Annotated in this window: 17 protein-coding genes; 10 read left to right on the top strand and 7 right to left on the bottom strand. The window is 63.5% G+C overall.

What is annotated here, in order from left to right:
• Positions 1 to 10 precede the first annotated feature (10 nt).
• On the bottom strand, positions 11 to 1,495 hold the full coding sequence (locus tag ACT9T4_RS11255; protein WP_042556270.1) for a helicase HerA-like domain-containing protein: 1,485 nt from the start codon (positions 1,493 to 1,495) through the stop codon (positions 11 to 13).
• Positions 1,496 to 1,649: 154 nt separating this feature from the next.
• Here ACT9T4_RS11255 and ACT9T4_RS11250 point away from each other — a divergent pair, with 154 nt between their 5' ends.
• Positions 1,650 to 3,545 (top strand): methyl-accepting chemotaxis protein, encoded by a 1,896-nt coding sequence (locus ACT9T4_RS11250; RefSeq protein WP_499116991.1) that lies wholly within the window; start codon positions 1,650 to 1,652, stop codon positions 3,543 to 3,545.
• A 53-nt stretch (positions 3,546 to 3,598) separates the two neighbouring features.
• Here the strand turns inward: ACT9T4_RS11250 and ACT9T4_RS11245 are convergent, their stop codons facing one another.
• Genes ACT9T4_RS11245 through purU form a run of 3 tightly spaced genes read right to left on the bottom strand, consistent with a single transcriptional unit; the run spans position 3,599 to position 5,096 of the window.
• Complete coding sequence (locus ACT9T4_RS11245; protein ID WP_042556268.1) at positions 3,599 to 3,778, bottom strand: hypothetical protein; 180 nt, start codon at positions 3,776 to 3,778, stop codon at positions 3,599 to 3,601.
• A gap of 6 nt (positions 3,779 to 3,784) precedes the next feature.
• Positions 3,785 to 4,207: a CBS domain-containing protein gene (locus ACT9T4_RS11240; RefSeq protein WP_042556267.1), complete on the bottom strand. Its 423-nt coding sequence runs from the start codon at positions 4,205 to 4,207 to the stop codon at positions 3,785 to 3,787.
• Positions 4,208 to 4,244: 37 nt separating this feature from the next.
• Positions 4,245 to 5,096, bottom strand: a complete 852-nt coding sequence (gene purU, locus ACT9T4_RS11235) for a formyltetrahydrofolate deformylase (protein WP_042556266.1) — start codon at positions 5,094 to 5,096, stop codon at positions 4,245 to 4,247.
• Between the two features lie 335 nt (positions 5,097 to 5,431).
• Here purU and mvaT point away from each other — a divergent pair, with 335 nt between their 5' ends.
• The gene (mvaT, locus tag ACT9T4_RS11230; protein ID WP_042556265.1) at positions 5,432 to 5,812 is read left to right on the top strand and encodes a histone-like nucleoid-structuring protein MvaT; all 381 of its coding nucleotides are present in this window, start codon (positions 5,432 to 5,434) and stop codon (positions 5,810 to 5,812) included.
• Between the two features lie 176 nt (positions 5,813 to 5,988).
• Here the strand turns inward: mvaT and sbcB are convergent, their stop codons facing one another.
• A complete protein-coding gene (sbcB, locus tag ACT9T4_RS11225) occupies positions 5,989 to 7,419 on the bottom strand; it encodes an exodeoxyribonuclease I (RefSeq protein ID WP_499116988.1) in 1,431 nt (476 codons plus the stop codon).
• 191 nt (positions 7,420 to 7,610) lie between these two features.
• Between sbcB and ACT9T4_RS11220 the strand changes: the two genes are divergently transcribed.
• The 8 genes from ACT9T4_RS11220 to ACT9T4_RS11185 all read left to right on the top strand — a co-directional run bounded on the left by ACT9T4_RS11220 (position 7,611) and on the right by ACT9T4_RS11185 (position 15,793).
• Positions 7,611 to 8,372, top strand: coding sequence for a hypothetical protein (locus tag ACT9T4_RS11220; RefSeq protein WP_042556263.1), 762 nt, complete (start codon positions 7,611 to 7,613; stop codon positions 8,370 to 8,372).
• 90 nt (positions 8,373 to 8,462) lie between these two features.
• A complete protein-coding gene (locus tag ACT9T4_RS11215) occupies positions 8,463 to 9,188 on the top strand; it encodes an RDD family protein (protein WP_499116986.1) in 726 nt (241 codons plus the stop codon).
• Positions 9,185 to 10,165, top strand: a complete 981-nt coding sequence (locus tag ACT9T4_RS11210; protein ID WP_042556261.1) for a stage II sporulation protein M — start codon at positions 9,185 to 9,187, stop codon at positions 10,163 to 10,165. Before ACT9T4_RS11215 ends, ACT9T4_RS11210 begins: the two co-directional genes overlap by 4 nt.
• Entirely contained in the window at positions 10,152 to 11,720 is a 1,569-nt protein-coding gene (locus tag ACT9T4_RS11205) for a DUF4129 domain-containing protein (protein ID WP_499116984.1), read from the top strand. Before ACT9T4_RS11210 ends, ACT9T4_RS11205 begins: the two co-directional genes overlap by 14 nt.
• Positions 11,717 to 12,937, top strand: a complete 1,221-nt coding sequence (locus tag ACT9T4_RS11200; protein WP_042556259.1) for a DUF4350 domain-containing protein — start codon at positions 11,717 to 11,719, stop codon at positions 12,935 to 12,937. The genes ACT9T4_RS11205 and ACT9T4_RS11200 overlap by 4 nt, the downstream gene beginning before the upstream one ends.
• Positions 12,934 to 13,980: an AAA family ATPase gene (locus ACT9T4_RS11195; RefSeq protein ID WP_499116982.1), complete on the top strand. Its 1,047-nt coding sequence runs from the start codon at positions 12,934 to 12,936 to the stop codon at positions 13,978 to 13,980. Before ACT9T4_RS11200 ends, ACT9T4_RS11195 begins: the two co-directional genes overlap by 4 nt.
• A 25-nt stretch (positions 13,981 to 14,005) precedes the next feature.
• Positions 14,006 to 15,337 (top strand): DUF58 domain-containing protein, encoded by a 1,332-nt coding sequence (locus ACT9T4_RS11190; RefSeq protein WP_042556257.1) that lies wholly within the window; start codon positions 14,006 to 14,008, stop codon positions 15,335 to 15,337.
• Between the two features lie 162 nt (positions 15,338 to 15,499).
• Complete coding sequence (locus ACT9T4_RS11185) at positions 15,500 to 15,793, top strand: hypothetical protein (protein WP_042556256.1); 294 nt, start codon at positions 15,500 to 15,502, stop codon at positions 15,791 to 15,793.
• A 34-nt stretch (positions 15,794 to 15,827) separates the two neighbouring features.
• On the opposite strand, the gene ACT9T4_RS11180 is transcribed toward ACT9T4_RS11185, so the two are convergent.
• On the bottom strand, positions 15,828 to 16,724 hold the full coding sequence (locus ACT9T4_RS11180) for a transglutaminase family protein (protein WP_042556255.1): 897 nt from the start codon (positions 16,722 to 16,724) through the stop codon (positions 15,828 to 15,830).
• Positions 16,721 to 19,210 carry a circularly permuted type 2 ATP-grasp protein gene (locus ACT9T4_RS11175; RefSeq protein ID WP_499116979.1) on the bottom strand — a complete coding sequence of 830 codons (2,490 nt, stop codon included), beginning with the start codon at positions 19,208 to 19,210 and terminating at the stop codon, positions 16,721 to 16,723. Before ACT9T4_RS11175 ends, ACT9T4_RS11180 begins: the two co-directional genes overlap by 4 nt.
• Positions 19,211 to 19,315 lie beyond the last annotated feature (105 nt).

The raw sequence follows: 19,315 nt of genomic DNA, 5'->3' as shown, positions 1-19,315 counted from the left end.
GGTGCAGTGTTCAGCGTCGCTTCGACGTGGACTTGCCACCCAGCAAAGACCCCAGCACACCGCGAACCAGTTGCCGACCGAGTTGATTGGCGACCTGACGCATGGCGCTTTTCATTGCCTGACCAGCCAACCCGCCGAGGAACTCGCCAGCCACGCTGACAGTGGACGGCGGTGCCTTGCCCGCTTGCACCTGCTCGCTCGCCTGGGTTGCACGGGCGGTCAGGATCTCGTAGGCCGACTCCCGGTCGAATGCCTTGTCGTAGCGCCCCGCCTGCGGTGATTGGCGAATCAGATCTGCACGCTCGCTTGCCTGCAATGGCCCGATACGCGATTGCGGCGGGGCGATGGCGACACGCTGCACCATCGCCGGCGTGCCTTTATCCTCCAGGGTCCCCACCAGCGCCTCACCGATCCCCAGCTCGGTCAGCACCGCAAGGCTGTCGAACGCCGGGTTGGGACGAAAGCCGTCGGCCACCGCGCGCAGCGCCTTCTGTTCCCGGGTGGTGAACGCCCGCAGGCCGTGCTGAATACGCAACCCCAGTTGCGCCAGCACATCGTCCGGCAGGTCTCCCGGCGACTGGGTGACGAAATACACACCGACGCCCTTGGAGCGAATCAGCCGCACGACCTGCTCCAGCCGCGTCTGCAAGGCCTTCGGGGTATCGGCGAAAAGCAGGTGAGCCTCGTCGAAGAACAGCGCCAGAACCGGTTTGTCCGCATCGCCGCGCTCGGGCAACTGCTCGAACAACTCGGCCAGCAGCCACAGCAGAAAGGTCGCGTAGACCTTGGGCGCTTCGTGAACCAGGCGGCTGGCATCGAGCAGATGAATGCGCCCGCGACCATCACGATCCGGCTGCAGGATGTCTTCGAGCTGCAGCGCCGGCTCACCGAAAAGCGCCTCGCCACCCTGCTGTTCCAGGCTCGCCAAACGCCGCAACAACGCCTGCGCGGAGGTATTGGTGAACAGCGCGCTGTCGGCGCCCAGCACCTGCGGCTGTTCCTTGAGATGAGTCAGCAGGGCTTTGAGGTCTTTCAGGTCGAGCAGCAGCAGGCCTTCACGATCGGCCACCTTGAACGCTGCATACAGCGCCGCCTGCTGGCTGTCGGTGAGTTCGAGCAGCGCGCCGAGCAGAAGCGGGCCCATTTCGCTCAGGGTGGTGCGCAGCGGATGACCGCTCTGCCCATGCACATCCCACAGGCTGACCGGATAGGCCCTCGGGCTGTGCGCCAGCCAGGGCATGCTGGCGATACGTTCGGCGACCTTTCCCTGAGGAGCCCCGGCGGCGCCGAGGCCACACAGATCGCCCTTCACATCCGCGGCGAAAACCGCGACGCCTGCGTCACTGAAGTTCTCGATCAGACGCTGCAGGGTCACGGTCTTGCCGGTTCCCGTTGCACCCGCGATCAGGCCATGACGGTTGGCCAGACGCAGCGACTGGCCCACTGCCTGGCCATCGCCGCCATCACCCAAAATGAACTGCTGATTCAAAGACATGATTCCGTCCTCTGGACTAAAGCTTTGCTACTTCGATGCCGACATAAACGCCGGGCTATGACCGATCAGCCTTCGCCGATTCTCCGCCCCGCTCCACTCGCCAGATGGCGACGCCCCCAAGACTGGTTCCAGTGACTTCCGGACGCAAGATGCCATGACGAGAAACCTGCAGTTCAGCCACAAGATTCTGCTGGCCGCCACCCTGGTGGTAACGGTCGCCTTCGCCCTGTTCAGCCTCTATAACGACAGCCGCCAGCGTAGCAGCATCCAGCAGGCACTCCAGAACAACCTGAGTCAGGCCAGCGACGCCGCGGCGGGCAATATCGAAAGCTGGTTGTCGGGGCGTATCCTGCTGATCGAGAGCCTCGCCCAGAACCTGGAGCTGGCCATCGCGAGCGGCAACCTGCAAGACGTCATTTCGCGCCCGGTCTACAAAGGCGCCTTCCTCTCCACCTACATCGGCCTGCAAGGCGATGGCCGCTTCCTGTCCAGCCCGCCGACCCAGATGGCCGCCGGCTACGACCCGCGCACTCGCCCCTGGTACAAGGACACCGCCCAGGCCAACCGTACCGTCCTCACCGCGCCCTACGTCGACCAGATCACCAATTCCCTGGTGATTTCGCCGATCGCCCCGGTGCGCGGCCCCGACGGCAAAGCGTTCGGCATGACCGGCGGTGACGTCAGCCTGGATACCCTGGTGAAGATCATCAACTCCATCGAGCTGGGCGACCTGGGCTATGCGTTCCTGGTCAGCAAGGACGGTACCGTGCTGGTCCACCCCCAGGGCGACCTGGTGATGAAGAACCTGCGTGATCTCTATCCGAATACTAGCATCGGCCTCGACAGCAAGCTGACCGAAGTCGAACAGGATGGCCAGGACCGGCTGCTGACCTTCGCCCCGGTCCAGGGCCTGCCCGATGTGCAATGGTATGTCGGCCTCTCCATCGACAAGAACCTGGCGTACGCCGAGCTGGATGAATTCCGCCTGTCCGCGGCCATCGCCACGCTGATCGCGGTCGCGTTGATCATTGCGCTGCTCGGCGTGCTGATCCGCGTGCTGATGCAGCCGCTGACCACCATGGGCAAGGCCATGGAAGACATCGCCCGTGGCGAAGGCGACCTGACCAAGCGCCTGGCCATCCAGTCCAACGACGAATTCGGCGCCCTGGCCAGCTCGTTCAACCGCTTCGTCGAACGTATCCACGCGTCCATTCGCGAGGTGTCCTCGGCCACCGCCCAGGTCAACGAGGTCGCCAAGCTGGTGGTCAACGCGTCGAACTCGTCCATCGTCAATTCGGACGAGCAGGCCAGCCGCACCAACAGCGTGGCTGCGGCGATCAACGAGCTCGGCGCCGCCGCCCAGGAGATCGCCCGCAACGCCGCGGACGCGTCCAATCAGGCGTCGGACGCACGCCTGCAAGCCGAGGATGGCGGCAAGGTGGTGCAGCAGGCCATCAGATCCATGACCGAGCTGTCGACCAAGGTCATCGACGCCCGTGCCAAGATCGAGATGCTCAACGGCAAGACCGTGGACATCGGGCAGATTCTCGAAGTGATCAAGAGTATTTCGCAGCAGACCAACCTGCTCGCCCTCAACGCCGCCATCGAAGCGGCACGCGCTGGTGAGGCGGGTCGCGGTTTCGCGGTGGTCGCCGACGAGGTGCGCAACCTCGCCCATCGCACCCAGGAGTCGGCCCAGGAAATCGAGAAGATGATCGAAGAACTGCAGATCGGCTCACGCGAATCGGTCACCACCATGACCGAGAGCCAGCGCTACAGCGAGGAAAGCGTGGCAGTCGCCAATCAGGCCGGCGAGCGGCTGGGCAGCGTGACCACGCGCATTGGCGAGATCGATGGCATGAACCAGTCGGTGGCGACCGCCACGGAAGAACAGACCTCGGTGATCGAGGCGCTGAACATGGACATCACCGAAATCAACACCCTCAATCAGGAAGGCGTGGAAAACCTCCAGGCCACCCTGCGCGCCTGCGCGGATCTGGAGCAGCAGGCCGCTCGCCTGACCCACCTGGTCGGCAGCTTCCGCATCTGATCGCAGAAAACCAACAAGGGCGCCAATGGCGCCCTTGTTCGTCGATGTCCGACCTACTTGTCCGGCGTAGCATCACGCTCACGCTGCAAGCGCTTCCACAACGCCTCGGCACCGTCGAACTCGGCGCCGTCCTCTTCGCTCAACGCCTCTGGATCGTAACGCCGCACACAACCTTCACCCAAGGTCGGCGGTGGCGTTGCGGTGCCGGGTTGGCGAGGCGTGTCATCGCTCATGAGAGATCAGCCGCGCCGGTGGCCCTGTTCATGCTGGGCGAACTCCTTGACCGCCAGCAGCACGTCGTGACGGCTGATCTGACCGACCAGCTTGCCACCTTCAATGACCGGAAAACGTCGGCGCCGTCCTTTCAGGAAGCGTTCGGCCACATCGATGATGTCGGCTTCCGGCGAGGTGGTTTCAACGTTGGTGGTCATGTAGGAAGCGATAGTGCCGCCAGTCGACTCGTAATAAGCCCCCTGAAGAATGCCCCGCAGGCAGTCGCCCTCCGACAACAGGCCAACCAGACGATCGTGATCGTCAACCACCGGCGCGCCGGAAATACGGTGTTCCAGCAATCGGTTGATGGCCGTGAACAGATCGGTGTCGGCATGGAAGGTGACCAAGTGACGGGTCATGTAATCACGCACTTTCACGGACTTGAGCATGAACGGACTCCCTTATTCGAGCATCGGGTCGAATGGATCAGTCGAACACAACGGTCTTGTTGTTGTGTACCAGCACCCGATCTTCCAAGTGATAGCGCAGACCACGGGAAAGCACCATCTTTTCCACGTCCTTGCCGAGGCGCACCATCTCTTCGATGCTCTCGCGATGGCTGACGCGCACCACGTCCTGTTCGATGATCGGGCCGGCATCCAGCTCTTCGGTCACGTAGTGGGAGGTCGCGCCAATCAGCTTGACGCCTCGCAGCGAGGCCTGGTGGTAAGGCTTGGCACCCACGAACGAAGGCAGGAAGCTGTGGTGAATGTTGATCACCCGCTGCGCATAGTCCTGACACAATTTGGGCGGCAGGATCTGCATGTAGCGAGCCAACACGATGGCATCGGCGCGGTGCTCTTCCACCAGGCGTGCGACCTCATCGAAGGCCGGTTGCTTGTTCTGCGGGTCCACCGGCACGTGGATGAACGGAATGCCGTGCCACTCGACCATGCTGCGCAGGTCGTCATGGTTGGAGATCACGCAGGGAATATCGCAGTCGAGCTCGTTGCTGTGCCAGCGGTGCAGCAGGTCGGCCAGGCAGTGGGACTCGCGGCTGGCCATCAGCACCACACGCTTCTTCTGCGCCGAATCGGTGATCCGCCACTCCATGGAGAATTCCCGGGCGATCGGCGAGAACGCCTGATTGAAGCCATCGAGATCGAAGGGCAACGAATCGGCACGAATTTCATGACGCATGAAGAACCAGCCACTCTGCGTGTCGGAGTGGTGGCTCGCCTCGGTGATCCAGCCGTTGTAGGTCGCCAGAAAGTTACTGACCTTGGCGACGATGCCAGTACGGTCAGGGCAGGCGATGACCAGCCGAAAAGTGCGCATGAACAACTCCAGAGAAATAGCGAAGGCGCGCATTTTAGCCAGACTAACGAAAAACTGCAGTATCTCTACAGGCCTGACTGTGCACGCAACGTCCGATCAGCGACCGACCGGCAGAAAAAGCCATGCAAAGCCACGTAACAAACGCGTTGGCCAATTGGCCGAGCGGATTAATTCCCGCATGTTTTCAAGTGTCAATAAAACAGTAAATCGCTGTAGCCAGCTGCAACTTATTTTCTGCAAGAACGTCTCTACACTACAAAGCGGTTTACTTATAATTAAGCGATGTCTACTATAAGCAACACTTGGCCACCACTCCCTGCATTAAAGGTAAACACATGTCCTTGATCACCGAATACCGTACCCTCGAAGAAAACATCAAAGAACTGCAAGAGCGTCTTAAGAATCTGTCGCAAGACGACAAGCTGAAGAAAGAGCTGGAGTTCGAAGGCAAGCTGCGCACCCTGATGGGTGAATACCAGAAGTCGCTGCGTGACATCATCGCGCTGCTGGATCCGGATGCCAAAGCTGGCAAGGCTCAGCGCAATGCCAAAGCTGCACCGACCGGCAGCAAGCGTGCTCGTAAAGTTAAGCAGTACAAGAACCCGAACACCGGCGAAGTCATCGAAACCAAAGGTGGCAACCACAAGACCCTGAAAGAGTGGAAAGCCAAGTGGGGCGCTGACGTGGTCGAAGGCTGGGCAACCCTGCTGGGCTGATACCAGATCGGGGCTGTGAGTCCATGAAGAACGCCAGCAATGCTGGCGTTTTTTATGGGCGCTATTATTGGTTCGAGAAACAAGGCATCACGAGTGCACTCGGTGCCAGCCCGGCTTGCTCTGCCTCAGAAGCTATTCCCCTGCGCCGTCTTTTATCTCGATAGTGGCCAATTGATTTACAGCGCATAACGCTGACGCAAATGCCGTGCATGAGCGCCCCACGCCTCCAATATCACTCGCTGTGCATCTGTCGCTCCGGTCAGGTATTGCGCCAAGTCCGTCTCGAAACTCGCCAAGGTATTGGGGGCTCCCCACTCTGCGTGAGTAAGGCGCTGACGACAGAAGTCCTCCCAGCGTTTTTGCTCCTCGCCATTCAAGGTGGCAGGAAAGTTTCGCGCCCGATAACGAAACAGTAATTCAGGTAAGCGCTGGTCATCGAAAGGCCAGCCCTGTGCGCCCAACTGTTGCGGATCGCAAGTGCGAACCTGCTCGCACAGTCGACGGTCACGATCACCGATAAAACCGTCATACAACTGTTGTTCCGGATCGCTCACAGCAGCAAAACTTTCCTCTTCGTATACCTGCGGCAATTTGTCCTGCCATTCGGCCTGGCTATCGATCAGGCGCTGCGCGCGAGCCTGGTAGTCGGCCTTGTCCAACTGCAGCCGCTGGCAATCTTCCGGACGCAGCACACTCAAGGGCGCGACTACCGGACAACGGTTTATATGGATGAGTTTGAGCGGCACCGGCAGTTCGCCCTCGACCAGTTGCTCGCGCCGGGTATAAAGACGGCGACGCAACGTTTCGCCCTCTTCGTCGAGGAGCGGCGTGGTATCGAGGTGCAGGTCGCAGACGATCAGTGCATTGCGGTTACGCGGGTGCCAGGCCAGCGGCAGCACGATTCCCAGATAGTGGCGTGCGCCGGCAAAGCGCCCGGATACGTGCACCATCGGCTGCAACAGGCGCACTTGATCGAGCACCCGCTGCTTGCCGCGCAGCCCATAGAGATAATCGTAGAGTTTCGGCTGACGCTCGCGCACCAGCCGCGCGAGAGCGATGGTCGCACGCACGTCGGATAGCGCATCGTGCGCCTGGCCATGCTCGATGCCATTGGCGGCGGTCAGTTGCTCCAACTTCAGGCTGACGCCCTTTTCACCCTGGGGCCATTCGATGCCTTCCGGGCGCAAGGCATAGGCGGTGCGCACCATGTCGATGAGATCCCAACGGCTGTTGCCACCCTGCCACTCCCGCGCATAGGGATCGAAGAAGTTGCGGTACAGGCTGTAGCGCGTTACCTCGTCATCGAAACGCAGGCTGTTGTAGCCCACGCCACAAGTGCCGGGACGCGCCAGTTCGGCATGCATGCGAGTCATGAACTCGGCTTCGCCGAGCCCTTCACTGGCCAGTCGCTCCGGGCCGATGCCGGTAATCATGCAGGCGGCTGGGTGCGGCAGAATATCGTCGCTGGGCTGGCAATAGAGGTTGAGGGGCGCCTCTATTTCATTGAGCTGTTCATCGGTGCGGATACCCGCGACCTGCAGCGGACGATCGCGGCGCGGGTCGATACCGGTGGTTTCGTAGTCATACCAGAACAGACTGGAAGGCACGGGGGGCTCCTTTGGCGAATGGACGCCGCAGTCTAGGTTCGTTACCGCCTCACCACAAACCGCAACGCATCCTCGAAAGCTTGATCGGCCGCACACCCTGAGCGAAACCACGCGACGTTTGCGCTTGTGGCCCCTCACTTCCACCATTAATATTACGAAACAATCTTACTCACACTCGCCAAGGATGAATCATGAGTGACGCGCTCTCCACGAACCCCTACGCCGTTCCCACCAGCCAACTGCAGGAAACGTCCAATAGCGACCAGGCGCCGAGCATCGAGCAGGCCCTGAGCCGTGGCTACGATTTCAGCATCGGCGCGCTGATCAGCGAAGCCTGGCAACTGACCAAGGGCACCAAAGGCATCATCATCGGTGGCTTCCTGATCTTCTACGTGGCGATATTCATCGCCTCGTTCGTGATCGGTGCGGTGCTGGGCATCTTCACCGCGTTCAGCGAAAACCTGGCACTGATCATCATCGGTCAGATCGTCACGACCATTCTCGCCTCCGCCGTGAGCTACCCCTTCATCGCCGGCCTGAGCATGATCGGCATTCGTCGCGCGGCAGGCCAGCCGTTCAGCTTCAACGAGATTTTCAACCACTTCGGCCGTACCGTGCCGCTGCTGATCGTTGCGGTCGTGATGATGCTGCTTATCTACCTCGGCATGCTCCTGCTGCTGATTCCGGGCATCTACCTGTCGGTCGCCTACATGCTGGCCATTCCGCTGGTCGTCGAGCGCGGCCTGTCGCCCTGGCAAGCCATGGAAGCTTCGCGCAAGGCCATCACTCAGCACTGGTTCAAGGTCTTCGGCCTGTTCCTGCTGCTGGGCCTGATCGTTGCCATCAGCGCAATCCCCGTGTTCATCGGTCTGATCTGGACCGTGCCACTGTTCGTCGTGGCCATGGGCGTGCTGTATCGCACCATCTTCGGCGTACTGCCGGTCGCACGCTAAGCACCTTCTCACCTGGCCGCGTTTCTCGCGGCCAGGTTGCTTCCTGCCTCGCTGCTGGCTAGCATCGGGCTTTGCTCATATGACGTGACGATGCCGCCCTCCTCCATTTCCCCTCTCACTCGACAACAGCACCCGGTGCTGGACACGCGCTATCAGGTGGAAACTCCGGAAGGCATCGACCTGGCATTGCGCCCGGCAGGCCTGGTACCACGGGCGCTGGCCTTTACCATCGACCTGCTGATCCGCGGCGCCATTCTCGCGGTCGTCTACCTGACGCTAGGCATGTTCGGACAACTCGGCATGGGCATCGCGACCATCGCGCTGTTCCTGGTGACCTGGTGGTACATGGTGCTGTTCGAAGTGCTCAACCAGGGCCGCTCGCCAGGCAAGCAGCTACTCGGCCTGCGCGTGGTGCATGACGATGGCACACCCATCGGCTGGCCGGCCTCGCTGACCCGCAACCTGCTGCGCTTCGTCGACCTGCTGCCATTCGCCTATACGCTTGGCATCATCAGTTGCCTGAGCAATCGCGCCTTCAAGCGTCTCGGTGACATCGCCGCCGGTACGCTGGTCGTCTACCGCGATCAGCCCATCGAGCGCCCCAATCTGCCCGAGGCCGAAGCGTTGCGTGCACCCTTCCCCCTCGATTTCGCCGAGCAGCGCGCCATGCTCGCCTTCGCCGAACGCGGTGAAGGCCTGTCGACTGCCCGACGCGCCGAGCTGGCTGCCATTCTCGCCGAGCCCCTGCAGGTGGATGCCGAGCAGGCGGAAGGCAGGATCAACGGTATCGCCCGCAGCCTGTTGGGGCCGACATGAAGCAGAGTCTTTTCGAATCTCGGCACCAGCCACAGTGGCAGGCATTCAGCGAGCAACTGGCGCGACTGGAGAAAGGCAAAGCCGATGCGGAGAAAAGCCGTACCTTCGCCGCCGACTACCGGCGCCTGTGCCAGCATCTGGCCCTGGCCAGGGAACGCGGTTACAGCAACCACCTGATCGATGAGCTACAGCAACTGGCGCTACGCGGCCATCAGCAGTTCTACCGTCATCGCAGCGCCATAGGGCCGCAACTGATCGGCTTCGTGCTGGCCGGTTTCCCACGTCTGGTGCGTGAAGAGTGGCGTCTGGTGACGATCGCCAGCCTGCTGTTCTTCGGCAGCCTGGCCGTCATGGGCACCCTCGTCTACCTGTTTCCCGACCTCGTCTACAGCGTCATGGACCCCAGCCGCGTCAGCGAGATGGAAAGCATGTACGACCCCGATACCTCGCGCCTCGGACGCTTCGGTGAGCGCGACTCCGGTGATGACTGGATGATGTTCGGCTACTACATCATGAACAACATCGGCATCGCCTTTCAGACCTTCGCCAGCGGCCTGCTGTTCGGGGTCGGCAGCCTGTTCTTCCTGCTGTTCAACGGCCTGATGATCGGTGCCGTGGCCGGTTACCTGACGCAACTGGGCTACAGCGAAACCTTCTGGTCGTTCGTGATCGGCCACGGTGCCTTCGAATTGACCGCCATCGCCCTGGCCGGCGCCGCGGGCCTCAAGCTCGGCTGGGCATTGCTCGCCCCCGGGCGCCTGCCCCGCGGCGAAGCCCTGCGCCTGGCCGCAACGCGCGCGGTACGGCTGCTTGGCGGCGCGGCGCTGTTCCTGCTGATCGCCGCGTTCATCGAGGCCTACTGGTCCTCCATGACCTTCACCACGCCCCATATCAAATACTGGGTGGGCGCCGGACTCTGGGCATCGGTCCTGGCTTACCTGTGCCTGGCCGGCAGGGGGCAGCATGCGCCTGACTGACGCCAGCGTGGCGATCCGCCCGCGCACGCCCTGGGAAGCCATCGATCTCGGCGTCCTCATGGCCGGTCGTCATCGCAGCCTGCTGATGGCCAGCTGGGCAGCCGTCACCGTGCCGACTTTCGCCCTGCTCTGTGCCCTGCTGTGGCAGTACCCCACCTGGGCCATATTGGTTTTCTGGTGGCTGAAGCCGGCCTACGAACGGCTACCGCTATATATTCTCTCCCGCGCGCTGTTTGGCGATACGCCGACCTTCAAGCAGGCGCTCAAGGCATTTCCCGGCCTGCTCAAACCGCAGCTGCTGGCCAGCCTGACCTGGCGACGCCTCAGCCCGTCGCGCAGCTTCGACCTGCCGGTGCTGCAGCTCGAAGGCCTGAAGGGCAAGGAGCGCACCCAGCGCCTGAACGTACTGGCGCAACGCGATGCCGGCGCAGCGACCTGGCTGACCGTGGTTGGCATACACCTCGAGACGGCCCTGTGGGTCGGGCTGGGCAGCCTGGTGTATTTGCTGATCCCCACCCAGGTATCCACCGAGTGGGACTGGCAGAGCCTGATCAATGGCGATACCAGCGACTGGTTCTGGCTGGAGCACCTCTCCAACCTGGCCTACGTGCTGTTGCTGATTCTCTGGGAACCGATCTACGTCGCCTGCGGCTTCAGCCTGTACCTGAACCGTCGCACCGCCCTGGAAGGCTGGGACATCGAACTGACCTTCCGCCGCCTGCGCCAGCGCCTCACCGGTGTCGCCTACGCACTATTGCTGGGCTGCGGCATGCTGTTGCTGAACGTGCCGACGCCAGCCCTGGCAGATACCTCGCACAGCTGCCCGCTGCCCAGCGAAGACCCGGACGGCCCACAGGCTCCGCGCATGCTCGCGCAGCCGCTGAGCACCGAGGCCTCGCGCGAATCGGTGCTGGCGATTCTCGACGAAACACCCTTCGAGAACCGCGAAACGGTGACTCGCTGGCGCTTCGGCGACGAAGCCAAGCAGGAGGAACCCTCTGAAGACAGCCGCAAAGCGCTGGAAAGCCTGTTCGAGATGCTCGAAAGCTGGACGGCCTTGAAAGGCATTGCGCTGTTCTTCGAAGCCGTGCTGTGGGCGCTGCTGATCGGCATCGTCGCGCTGGTGCTCTGGCGCTACCGCGAGTGGCTGAGCACCTTCGCTGGCGGTACTCGGCTGCGCATGCCGCAAAGAAACCAGTCACCTGACCAGCTGTTCGGCCTGGAAGTACTGCCACAGAGCCTGCCGGACGATGTCGCCAGCACTGCCGAACGTCTCTGGCAGGACGACCCGCGGGCAGCCCTGGGCCTGCTCTACCGCGCCCTGCTCAGCCGCCTGATCCACGACCACAAGTTGCCGCTCAAGGGTTCTCACACCGAAGCCGAGGTGCTGCCCCTGGTCGACGGCCTCGACGATCCGGAGCTCAGCAACTTCAGCCAGACCCTGACCCGTCACTGGCAGAACCTCGCCTACGGTCACCGCCTGCCGCCGACCGAGGCGCGCCCGGCGCTGTGCAATGACTGGCGACGCCTGATCGAACACGGTGGTCGGTCATGAACCGCACCGCGCGTTTCGTCATCGGCGCCCTGCTGGTACTGGGCCTTGGCCTGCTCGGCGCCTATCTGTTGAGGCATGCCGAGCCCTACGAAGACGTAGTGAGCCACGGGCCGTCACCGGAAGCACGCGCCAACCCCTATCTGGCCGCCGAGCACTTTCTGCGCAAACAGGGCCTCGACGTGACGCGCGCCGACAACCTCGCCGGCCTGGCCGAATTGCCCAGCCGCGGCCATACCCTGCTGCTGCTCGGTAACCGCAGCAACCTGACGCCCCGGCAGAACGAGCGCCTGCTGCAGTGGGCAGCCCAGGGGGGTCACCTGCTGTTCATCGCCGAACGCATGTGGGACGAAGAGAAAGGCAAGAGCGGCGACCTGCTGCTCGACGCCTTGAGCGTGCAGCAATACCCGGTCGAGAAACTCGACGAAGACGAGGAACAAGCGGACAGCGCTGCCGAAGAGGAAACCGCGGCCTCGGCCAACGATGAAAGCCAGCAAGAGCCGACGGATGCTTATCCGGAGCTGACCAAGCTGTATCTGGAGAACGAGCAGGCACCCGCCTATGTCGATTTCGATACCGACTTCCATCTCTACGACGCCAACAACCTTGCCCATGTCTGGGCCAACAGCGGCGAAGCCACTCACCTGCTGCAGATTTATCACGGCGAAGGGCTGATCAGCATCGTCACCGACGCCTGGATCTGGCAGAACGCCAACCTGGCCGATTACGACAACGCCTGGCTGCTCTGGTACCTCAGCCAGGACAGTGCGGTGACCCTGGTCTACAACGCCGACCGCGACAACCTGCTGACCCTCTTGCAGCGCCATTTCACTCCGGCTCTGCTGGCCCTCGGCCTGTTGCTGCTCCTGGGGCTGTGGCACGTCGGCCAGCGTCGTGGCCCGCTGTTGCAGCCGCAACCGGCGAGCCGCAGGCAACTGCAGGAACACCTGCGCGGCGCAGCCGACTTCCTGCTTCGTCACGGTGGCCAGCAGCGCCTGCTGAACAACCTGCAGCAGGACATCCTGCGCCGCGCCCGGCGCCGGCACCCCGGCTTCGAGCGGCTCGGCGTCGCCGATCAGTGGCAGATTCTCGGCCGCCTCAGCCGCCAGCCTTCCGCAGCCATCAGCCAGGCCATGCGCCCGCTGAGCAAGAAACGCCTTTCCGCCAGCGACTTCACCCGACAGGTCGCCCACCTGCAAACACTCAGGAATGCCCTATGAGCGAACATACGCCCGACCAGCCGAGCAGTCCGATCAGCGAGCCTGCCAGCACCACAGCCGCACCAGCCGCAAGCAATATCGCCCAGCAGCGTCAGCGTGCCAGCCAGTTGGCCCAGGCCTTGCGCCAGGAGTTGCAGAAAGCGGTGATCGGCCAGACGGCGGTCATCGATGATGTGCTCACCGCGCTGATCGCTGGCGGTCACGTACTGCTCGAAGGCGTGCCGGGGCTCGGCAAGACCCTGCTGGTGCGGGCTCTGGCCCGCTGCTTCGGCGGTGAATTCGCACGTATCCAGTTCACCCCGGACCTGATGCCCAGCGACATCACCGGCCATGCCGTGTACGACCTGCAGAGCGAACAGTTCAAGCTGCGCAAGGGGCCGATCTTCACCAACCTGCTGCTCGCCGACGAGATCAACCGTGCTCCGGCCAAGACCCAGGCCGCCCTGCTGGAGGTCATGCAGGAGCGTCAGGTGACCCTGGAAGGCCGTCCGCTGGCGGTGCCGCTGCCGTTCATGGTGCTGGCCACCCAGAACCCCATCGAACAGGAAGGCACCTACCCGCTGCCGGAAGCCGAACTCGACCGTTTCATGCTCAAGCTGCACATGGATTACCCCGAGCAGGACGAAGAGTTGAGCATGGTGCGTCAGGTATCGCGCTCGACCAAGGCCGACATGCTCGAAGTCACGCCCCTGCGCACGCTGCTGCAGGCCAAGGACGTGCTGATCATGCAGAAGATCGCCGGTGATCTGCCGCTGGACGAACAGGTACTCGACTACGCCGTGCGCCTGGCCCGCGCGACCCGCAGCTGGCCGGGCCTGGCCATCGGCGCCGGTCCGCGCGCGTCCATCGCCCTGGTACGCGGCGCCCGCGCGCGCGCCCTGCTGCGTGGCGGCGACTTCGTGCTGCCCGATGACATCAAGGGCTGCGCCCTGGCCGTATTGCGCCACCGCGTGCGCCTGTCGCCGGAGCTGGATATCGAAGGGCTGTCCATCGATCAGGTTCTGCTGCAACTGCTCGATCAGGTTCCCGCACCCCGTCTATGAACGCCTCGATCCTGGATAGCGCGGCATGAAGCCCTCCTCCCTCCTGCTCCGCCTGCTGGCCGGGCTGCTGGTGGTCGCCATCGTACTCGGCGCGCTGGATGCCCTGTCCATCGCGGTGCCGGAACGCCTCGTCGCGCTCTGGTGGGGAGCCTTGCTGGTCCTCGCCGGCGCCGCGCTGATCGACGCCCTGCGCCTGTACCGCCAGGCGTCGCCTCGTCTGCAGCGGCACCTGCCGGGCAACCTGCCACTGGGACGCTGGAGCGATGTACAACTGACCGTCCATCACGCCTACCCGCGTGCCCTGCACATCCAGGTATTCGACCATGTCCCGCAGGACATGGCTGTCGAGCATCTGCCGCAACAGGTCGAACTGCGTCCGGGCGAACAGACCACCTTCAGCTACCGGGTGCGCCCGCTGCTGCGTGGTCATTTCGTCTTTCCACGCTGCGAAGTCAGCCTGCCCAGCCCGCTGCGTCTGTGGCAGTCGCGGCGCTATCTGGACGTGCGCGACGAAGCACGCGTCTACCCGGATTTCGCCCGCCTGTACGGCGCTCAACTGATGGCCGTGGACGACTGGGTCGCCCAACTGGGCGTGCGCCAGCAGCAGCGTCGTGGTCTTGGGCAGGAATTCCATCAGCTACGCGAATTCCGCGATGGCGATACCCTGCGGCAGATCGACTGGAAGGCCACTGCCCGCAAGCGCACGCCCATCGCCCGTGAGTATCAGGACGAACGTGACCAGCAGATTCTGTTCCTGATCGACTGTGGCCGGCGCATGCGCAGCCAGGACGGCGAGCTGTCGCATTTCGACCACGCCCTCAACGCCAGTCTGCTGCTCAGCTACGTGGCCCTGCGCCAGGGAGACGCAGTGGGGCTGATGACCTTCGCTGGCGAGCAAAGCCGCTACCTGGCACCGGTCAAGGGCCAGGCTCAGGTCAATGTGCTGCTCAACGCCGTCTACGACCTGCAGAGCACCCAGCGTCCGGCTGACTACGCCGCTGCTGCGGATACCTTGCTCAGCCGCCAGAGCCGGCGCGCCCTGGTGGTGCTGATCACCAACCTGCGCGACGAAGACGACGAGGAGTTGCTGGGCGCGGTGAAACGCCTGGAGCGCCGGCACCGGGTGCTGATCGCCAGCCTGCGCGAGGAAGTGCTCGACAGCCTTCGACATACCCAGGTGCGCGACTACGAGTCGGCCTTGAACTACTGCGGTGCCGTGGATTACCTCAACGCACGCAACACCCTGCACGAGCGCCTGGCCGCTCACAACGTCCCGGTGCTGGACGCCCGCCCTGGCGAACTCGGCCCCGAACTGGTCAACCGCTACCTGGCCTGGAAAAAGGCCGGGATGCTCTAACCCCGATGCTGGCCGCGCGGATGGAGCCTGGCAGATCATGCCCCGGGTTTCGCTGGCTCAACCGCAGGCTGGGGGTAACAGTTGTTTGTTTCTGACTACTGCCCTGAAACGCGCCATTCCTTATACTGCGCCCCATCGATTTCGCCTGTGGAGCGCACGCCTGTGAACTTTTCCTCCTGGACACCCAAGGAGCGCCTGATTTCCGCGGCCTTCTTCGCCGTGGCCATCGGTTGCCTGCTGTATGGCTTCACATCGGGCGTACCGCCCATGAGCAGCGAGTTCTTCTCGATGTTCGCCGTGGTGTCGCTGGTGATTGGCCTGGCGCTGACACCCAGCTTCATGCTTCAACCGCTACGCGAAAGCCTGGGCAGCAATCTGTCCAAGCCGATGCGCATCGCCCTGGGCTTCTTCTGTGCCTTCCAGCTGATCGCGGTCATTCGCGTGATTCTCGGCTGAGTCCCGCAGCCCGCCATTCGGCAGGCTGGCGTACTCAGTTCGCCGGTAACGGCATGACCGTGACCTGCACCTCGGGATCATGATCGCCCCCTCCGAGAATCACCCCGCGCAACGGGGAAACATCGGAAAAGTCGCGGCCCCAGGCCAGGGTAATGTGCTCCAGCGCCGGCAGGATGTTGTTGGTCGGGTCGAAATCCACCCAACCGTTGCGCGGGCAATACACCGACACCCAGGCATGCGAGGCATCGGCGCCGATCAGACGCGGCTGGCCGGGTGGCGGCTGGGTGAGCAGGTAGCCGCTGACGTAACGTGCCGCCAGGCCCCGTGAACGCAGGCAGGCGAGCATCAAGTGGGCGAAGTCCTGACAGACCCCGCGCCGCTCCTCGAGCACCTTGAGCAGCGGCGTCGCCACCTGCGTGGCTTCGGCATCGAAGGTGAACTCGTCGAAGATCTTCTGCATCAGCACGCGCACCGAGAGCAGCAGCGGCTGCTCGGGCAGGAAGCAATCGTCGGCGAACAGGCTGAAGGCGCGCTTCAGACGCACGTAGGGTGACTGGAAACGGTAGCGGGTAGCGTCCAGCAACTGCGCATCCCACGGCTGCCCCCGATACCCCAGGGCCTCACAGGCGGATTCCCAGGACGGCGAGTCCTGCAGATCGAGATACGCCCGCGGCAGCACTTCGACATTCAGTCTGGCGCAGACCTTCAGCGCGTCGTGGGGCCGCTCGAAGGCCAGGCGGGTCAACGGATTGCCGAATACATCGACGATATCGTGGCGCTGACAGGGCTGCGGGGTGATCTGCAGATGGCGCTCCTCGCAGCGCTGCCAGGCACAGTCACGCGGCCACAGATGGGCCAGCTGCTGGGCCAGGGACACTGGCGAGGCATAACGATAATGGGTGTCGTGCAACACCTGATAACGAGCACTCATGACGACCGGGTTCCCTGACTGGCGGCAACGTGCACGAAAAAGCGCAGGCCCAGTTCATCCGATGCCTGGCCGGATGCCTGGCCGATGGCCTCGAGCAGATCGGCCAGGCCATCGAGTACCGCGCGAACGCCACGGGCGCCGAACAGCGGATTTTCCAGGCTGCGCAGGTCGACGGCGCTCAATTGCCGCTCGAGCCGTGACAGTGCCGGCGCCTCGGACAGATGGAAGCGTTCGGCCAGGCGCTCCAGAGAGCGCAACAGCGTGCGCACCTGGAACAGCACCGCGTGGGGGTTCTGCTCATCGAGCAGCAGCAGGTCGAGTACCGGAATCAGCTGTGCCGAGGCCATGTAGCGCGTGCGGTAGGTGATGCTGCTGTTACCCAGTTCCAGCAACCACTCGAGCGCCGACTGATCATCCGGCTTGCTGCTGCGCAGGAAGCCGCCGACGCTGTCACAGAGAAACTGCAGGCGTTCGATGCAGCGGCCGATCATCAGGAAACGCCAGCCATCGTCACGGGTCATGTCGTCCAGCGCAAAGCCGGAGAGCGCCGCCAGTGACATCAGCAGGCGATTGAGAAAATCCAGTAACTGGCCAAAATCGCCGCCACGGGCCTCCAGATTCTGCGCATCGCGTTGCAGCTCCACCAGCGCCTGCCAGTTGGCCTGGGAAAGCTTGCCGCGCACGCTGCCGGCGGTCCATTGCAGGCGTTGCAGATTGATGCGCAGGCTGGCTGGCCATTCGGCACCGAGCACCGCCTCCAGCAGCCGGGCATCCAGAGCGCCGTGCTCCTCATCGGGCAACAGGCCGAGGCTTTCGCCAAGATCCAGCGCCGCCTCCAGAGCCTGCGGGTCATCATCGTCATCGACGTAACGACCGAGCATGATGCGCAGCAGCCGCGCGCTGTCCTCACAGCGCTCGCTGTAGCGACCGAACCAGAACAGGTTTTCCACCACCCGTGACGGCAGATAGGGGTCGCTGCGCACCAGATCGGCTGCGCCCAGCGGGCGCATACCCTGCCACGGTTCACCGGGGCCGTGGCGCTCGCCAAGCACCCAGGTGTCCTTGCTGGCACCGCCACGCTGCATCGACACCACCTCGGCGTCGGCTTCCGCGGCCACGCGGGTCAAGCCGCCCGCCATCACCCGGTAGCCGTCGGCACTGGCCACGGCGAACACGCGCATGCCGATGGCACGGGATTGCAGCTTGCCCTCACCCTGCCAGACCGGTGCCTGGGACAGTTGCGCCAGCGCCTGAGCGACATAGGCATAAGGGCGCAGCCGCAGCCTTGCAGTCAGCTCGGCACGCTGCGCGGCATCCAGATCACGGCCGAATACCGGGGTGAAGCTCTGCGATGGGAAGCTCGGCCGGATAAGCAGCTCGGGGAGTTTTTCCAGGGCTTGCTCCAATACCGGTGGCTCGCCGCACCACCAACTGGCGATGCTCGGCAGCAGCAGCGGCTCACCCAGCAGCTTCTCGCTGATCGCCGGCAGAAAGCCTGGCAGCCCGGGCGCTTCCAGCACACCGCTACCGAGCGCGTTGGCGACCAGCACGCGGCCCTGACGCACCGCCTCCAGCAGGCCGGGCACGCCCAGTGCGGAGTCGGTACGCAGTTCGAGGGGGTCGCAGAAATCGTCGTCGAGACGGCGCAGCACCGCATGTACGCGGCGCAACCCCGCCAGGGTCTTGAGGTACAGGGTGGCGTCGCGCACGGTCAGGTCGCTGCCTTCGACCAGCGGATAACCGAGCTGACGGGCCAGGTACAGGTGTTCGAAATAGCTCTCGTTGAATCGCCCGGGTGTCAGCACCACCACCAGCGGCGTCTCGCCATCGGCGGGCGCCTGACGCGCCAGGGTGTCCTGCAGGGTGCGGAAGAACCCCGCCAGGTACTGCACGCCCAGGTCCCGGTACAGCTCGGGGAAGGCGCGGGAAACGATTTGCCGGTTTTCCAGAGCGTAGCCCGCCCCGGAGGGCGCCTGGGTACGATCGGCCGTGACCCACCAGCGGCCATCGGGCGCCCTCGCCAGATCCACGGCATACACATGCAGGAAGGTACCGCCTGGCGGCTGCAAGCCCTGGCAGGGCCAGAGAAAGTTCTCGTGGCCGAAGACCAGCTCCGGCGGCAGCAGGCCGTCGGCCAGTAGCTGTTGAGGGCCGTAAAGGTCGGCCAGTACCTTGTCGAGCAACGCCGCACGCTGGGCCACGCCGGCAGCGATGGTCTGCCACTCGGCCGCGGGAATCAGATTGGGCAGCAGGTCCAGTTCCCAGGGGCGATCCGCACCATCGGGATCGGCGTACACGTTGTAGGTAACGCCGTTCTCCTGAATCTGTCGGGTCAGCATGGCCTGACGCTGCTGCAGCTGTGCCGGGCGGCTGCGCTGCAGTTGGGTCAGCAGCCTGCGCCAATGCGGGCGAACCTGCCCGCTGGCATCGAGCAGTTCATCGTAGGCCCCATCGTTGGACGGGTAATCGGCGAGCAGGTCAGGCATCAATGTCTCGGTGATTCTTGGTGACGTCTTGTCGTTGGCTTAGCGTAGGCGTTGCACGGTGAAAGCATAACCTGCGCCAGTAGAACCCACTCAACATCGCGCGAG

This window comes from Pseudomonas sp. SZ40 (assembly GCF_052958135.1).
Note: the sequence above shows the minus strand (reverse complement) of the source record. Positions and strands in the feature narration are given on the sequence as shown.

What these genes read in the sequence shown, in the direction of transcription:
- ACT9T4_RS11255 (WP_042556270.1), bottom strand. Translation starts at nt 1,495, where the DNA reads ATGTCTTTGAATCAGCAGTTCATTTTGGGTGATGGCGGCGATGGCCAG.
- ACT9T4_RS11250 (WP_499116991.1), top strand. Translation starts at nt 1,650, where the DNA reads ATGACGAGAAACCTGCAGTTCAGCCACAAGATTCTGCTGGCCGCCACC.
- ACT9T4_RS11245 (WP_042556268.1), bottom strand. Translation starts at nt 3,778, where the DNA reads ATGAGCGATGACACGCCTCGCCAACCCGGCACCGCAACGCCACCGCCG.
- ACT9T4_RS11240 (WP_042556267.1), bottom strand. Translation starts at nt 4,207, where the DNA reads ATGCTCAAGTCCGTGAAAGTGCGTGATTACATGACCCGTCACTTGGTC.
- purU (WP_042556266.1), bottom strand. Translation starts at nt 5,096, where the DNA reads ATGCGCACTTTTCGGCTGGTCATCGCCTGCCCTGACCGTACTGGCATC.
- mvaT (WP_042556265.1), top strand. Translation starts at nt 5,432, where the DNA reads ATGTCCTTGATCACCGAATACCGTACCCTCGAAGAAAACATCAAAGAA.
- ACT9T4_RS11220 (WP_042556263.1), top strand. Translation starts at nt 7,611, where the DNA reads ATGAGTGACGCGCTCTCCACGAACCCCTACGCCGTTCCCACCAGCCAA.
- ACT9T4_RS11215 (WP_499116986.1), top strand. Translation starts at nt 8,463, where the DNA reads ATGCCGCCCTCCTCCATTTCCCCTCTCACTCGACAACAGCACCCGGTG.
- ACT9T4_RS11210 (WP_042556261.1), top strand. Translation starts at nt 9,185, where the DNA reads ATGAAGCAGAGTCTTTTCGAATCTCGGCACCAGCCACAGTGGCAGGCA.
- ACT9T4_RS11205 (WP_499116984.1), top strand. Translation starts at nt 10,152, where the DNA reads ATGCGCCTGACTGACGCCAGCGTGGCGATCCGCCCGCGCACGCCCTGG.
- ACT9T4_RS11200 (WP_042556259.1), top strand. Translation starts at nt 11,717, where the DNA reads ATGAACCGCACCGCGCGTTTCGTCATCGGCGCCCTGCTGGTACTGGGC.
- ACT9T4_RS11195 (WP_499116982.1), top strand. Translation starts at nt 12,934, where the DNA reads ATGAGCGAACATACGCCCGACCAGCCGAGCAGTCCGATCAGCGAGCCT.
- ACT9T4_RS11190 (WP_042556257.1), top strand. Translation starts at nt 14,006, where the DNA reads ATGAAGCCCTCCTCCCTCCTGCTCCGCCTGCTGGCCGGGCTGCTGGTG.
- ACT9T4_RS11180 (WP_042556255.1), bottom strand. Translation starts at nt 16,724, where the DNA reads ATGAGTGCTCGTTATCAGGTGTTGCACGACACCCATTATCGTTATGCC.
- ACT9T4_RS11175 (WP_499116979.1), bottom strand. Translation starts at nt 19,210, where the DNA reads ATGCCTGACCTGCTCGCCGATTACCCGTCCAACGATGGGGCCTACGAT.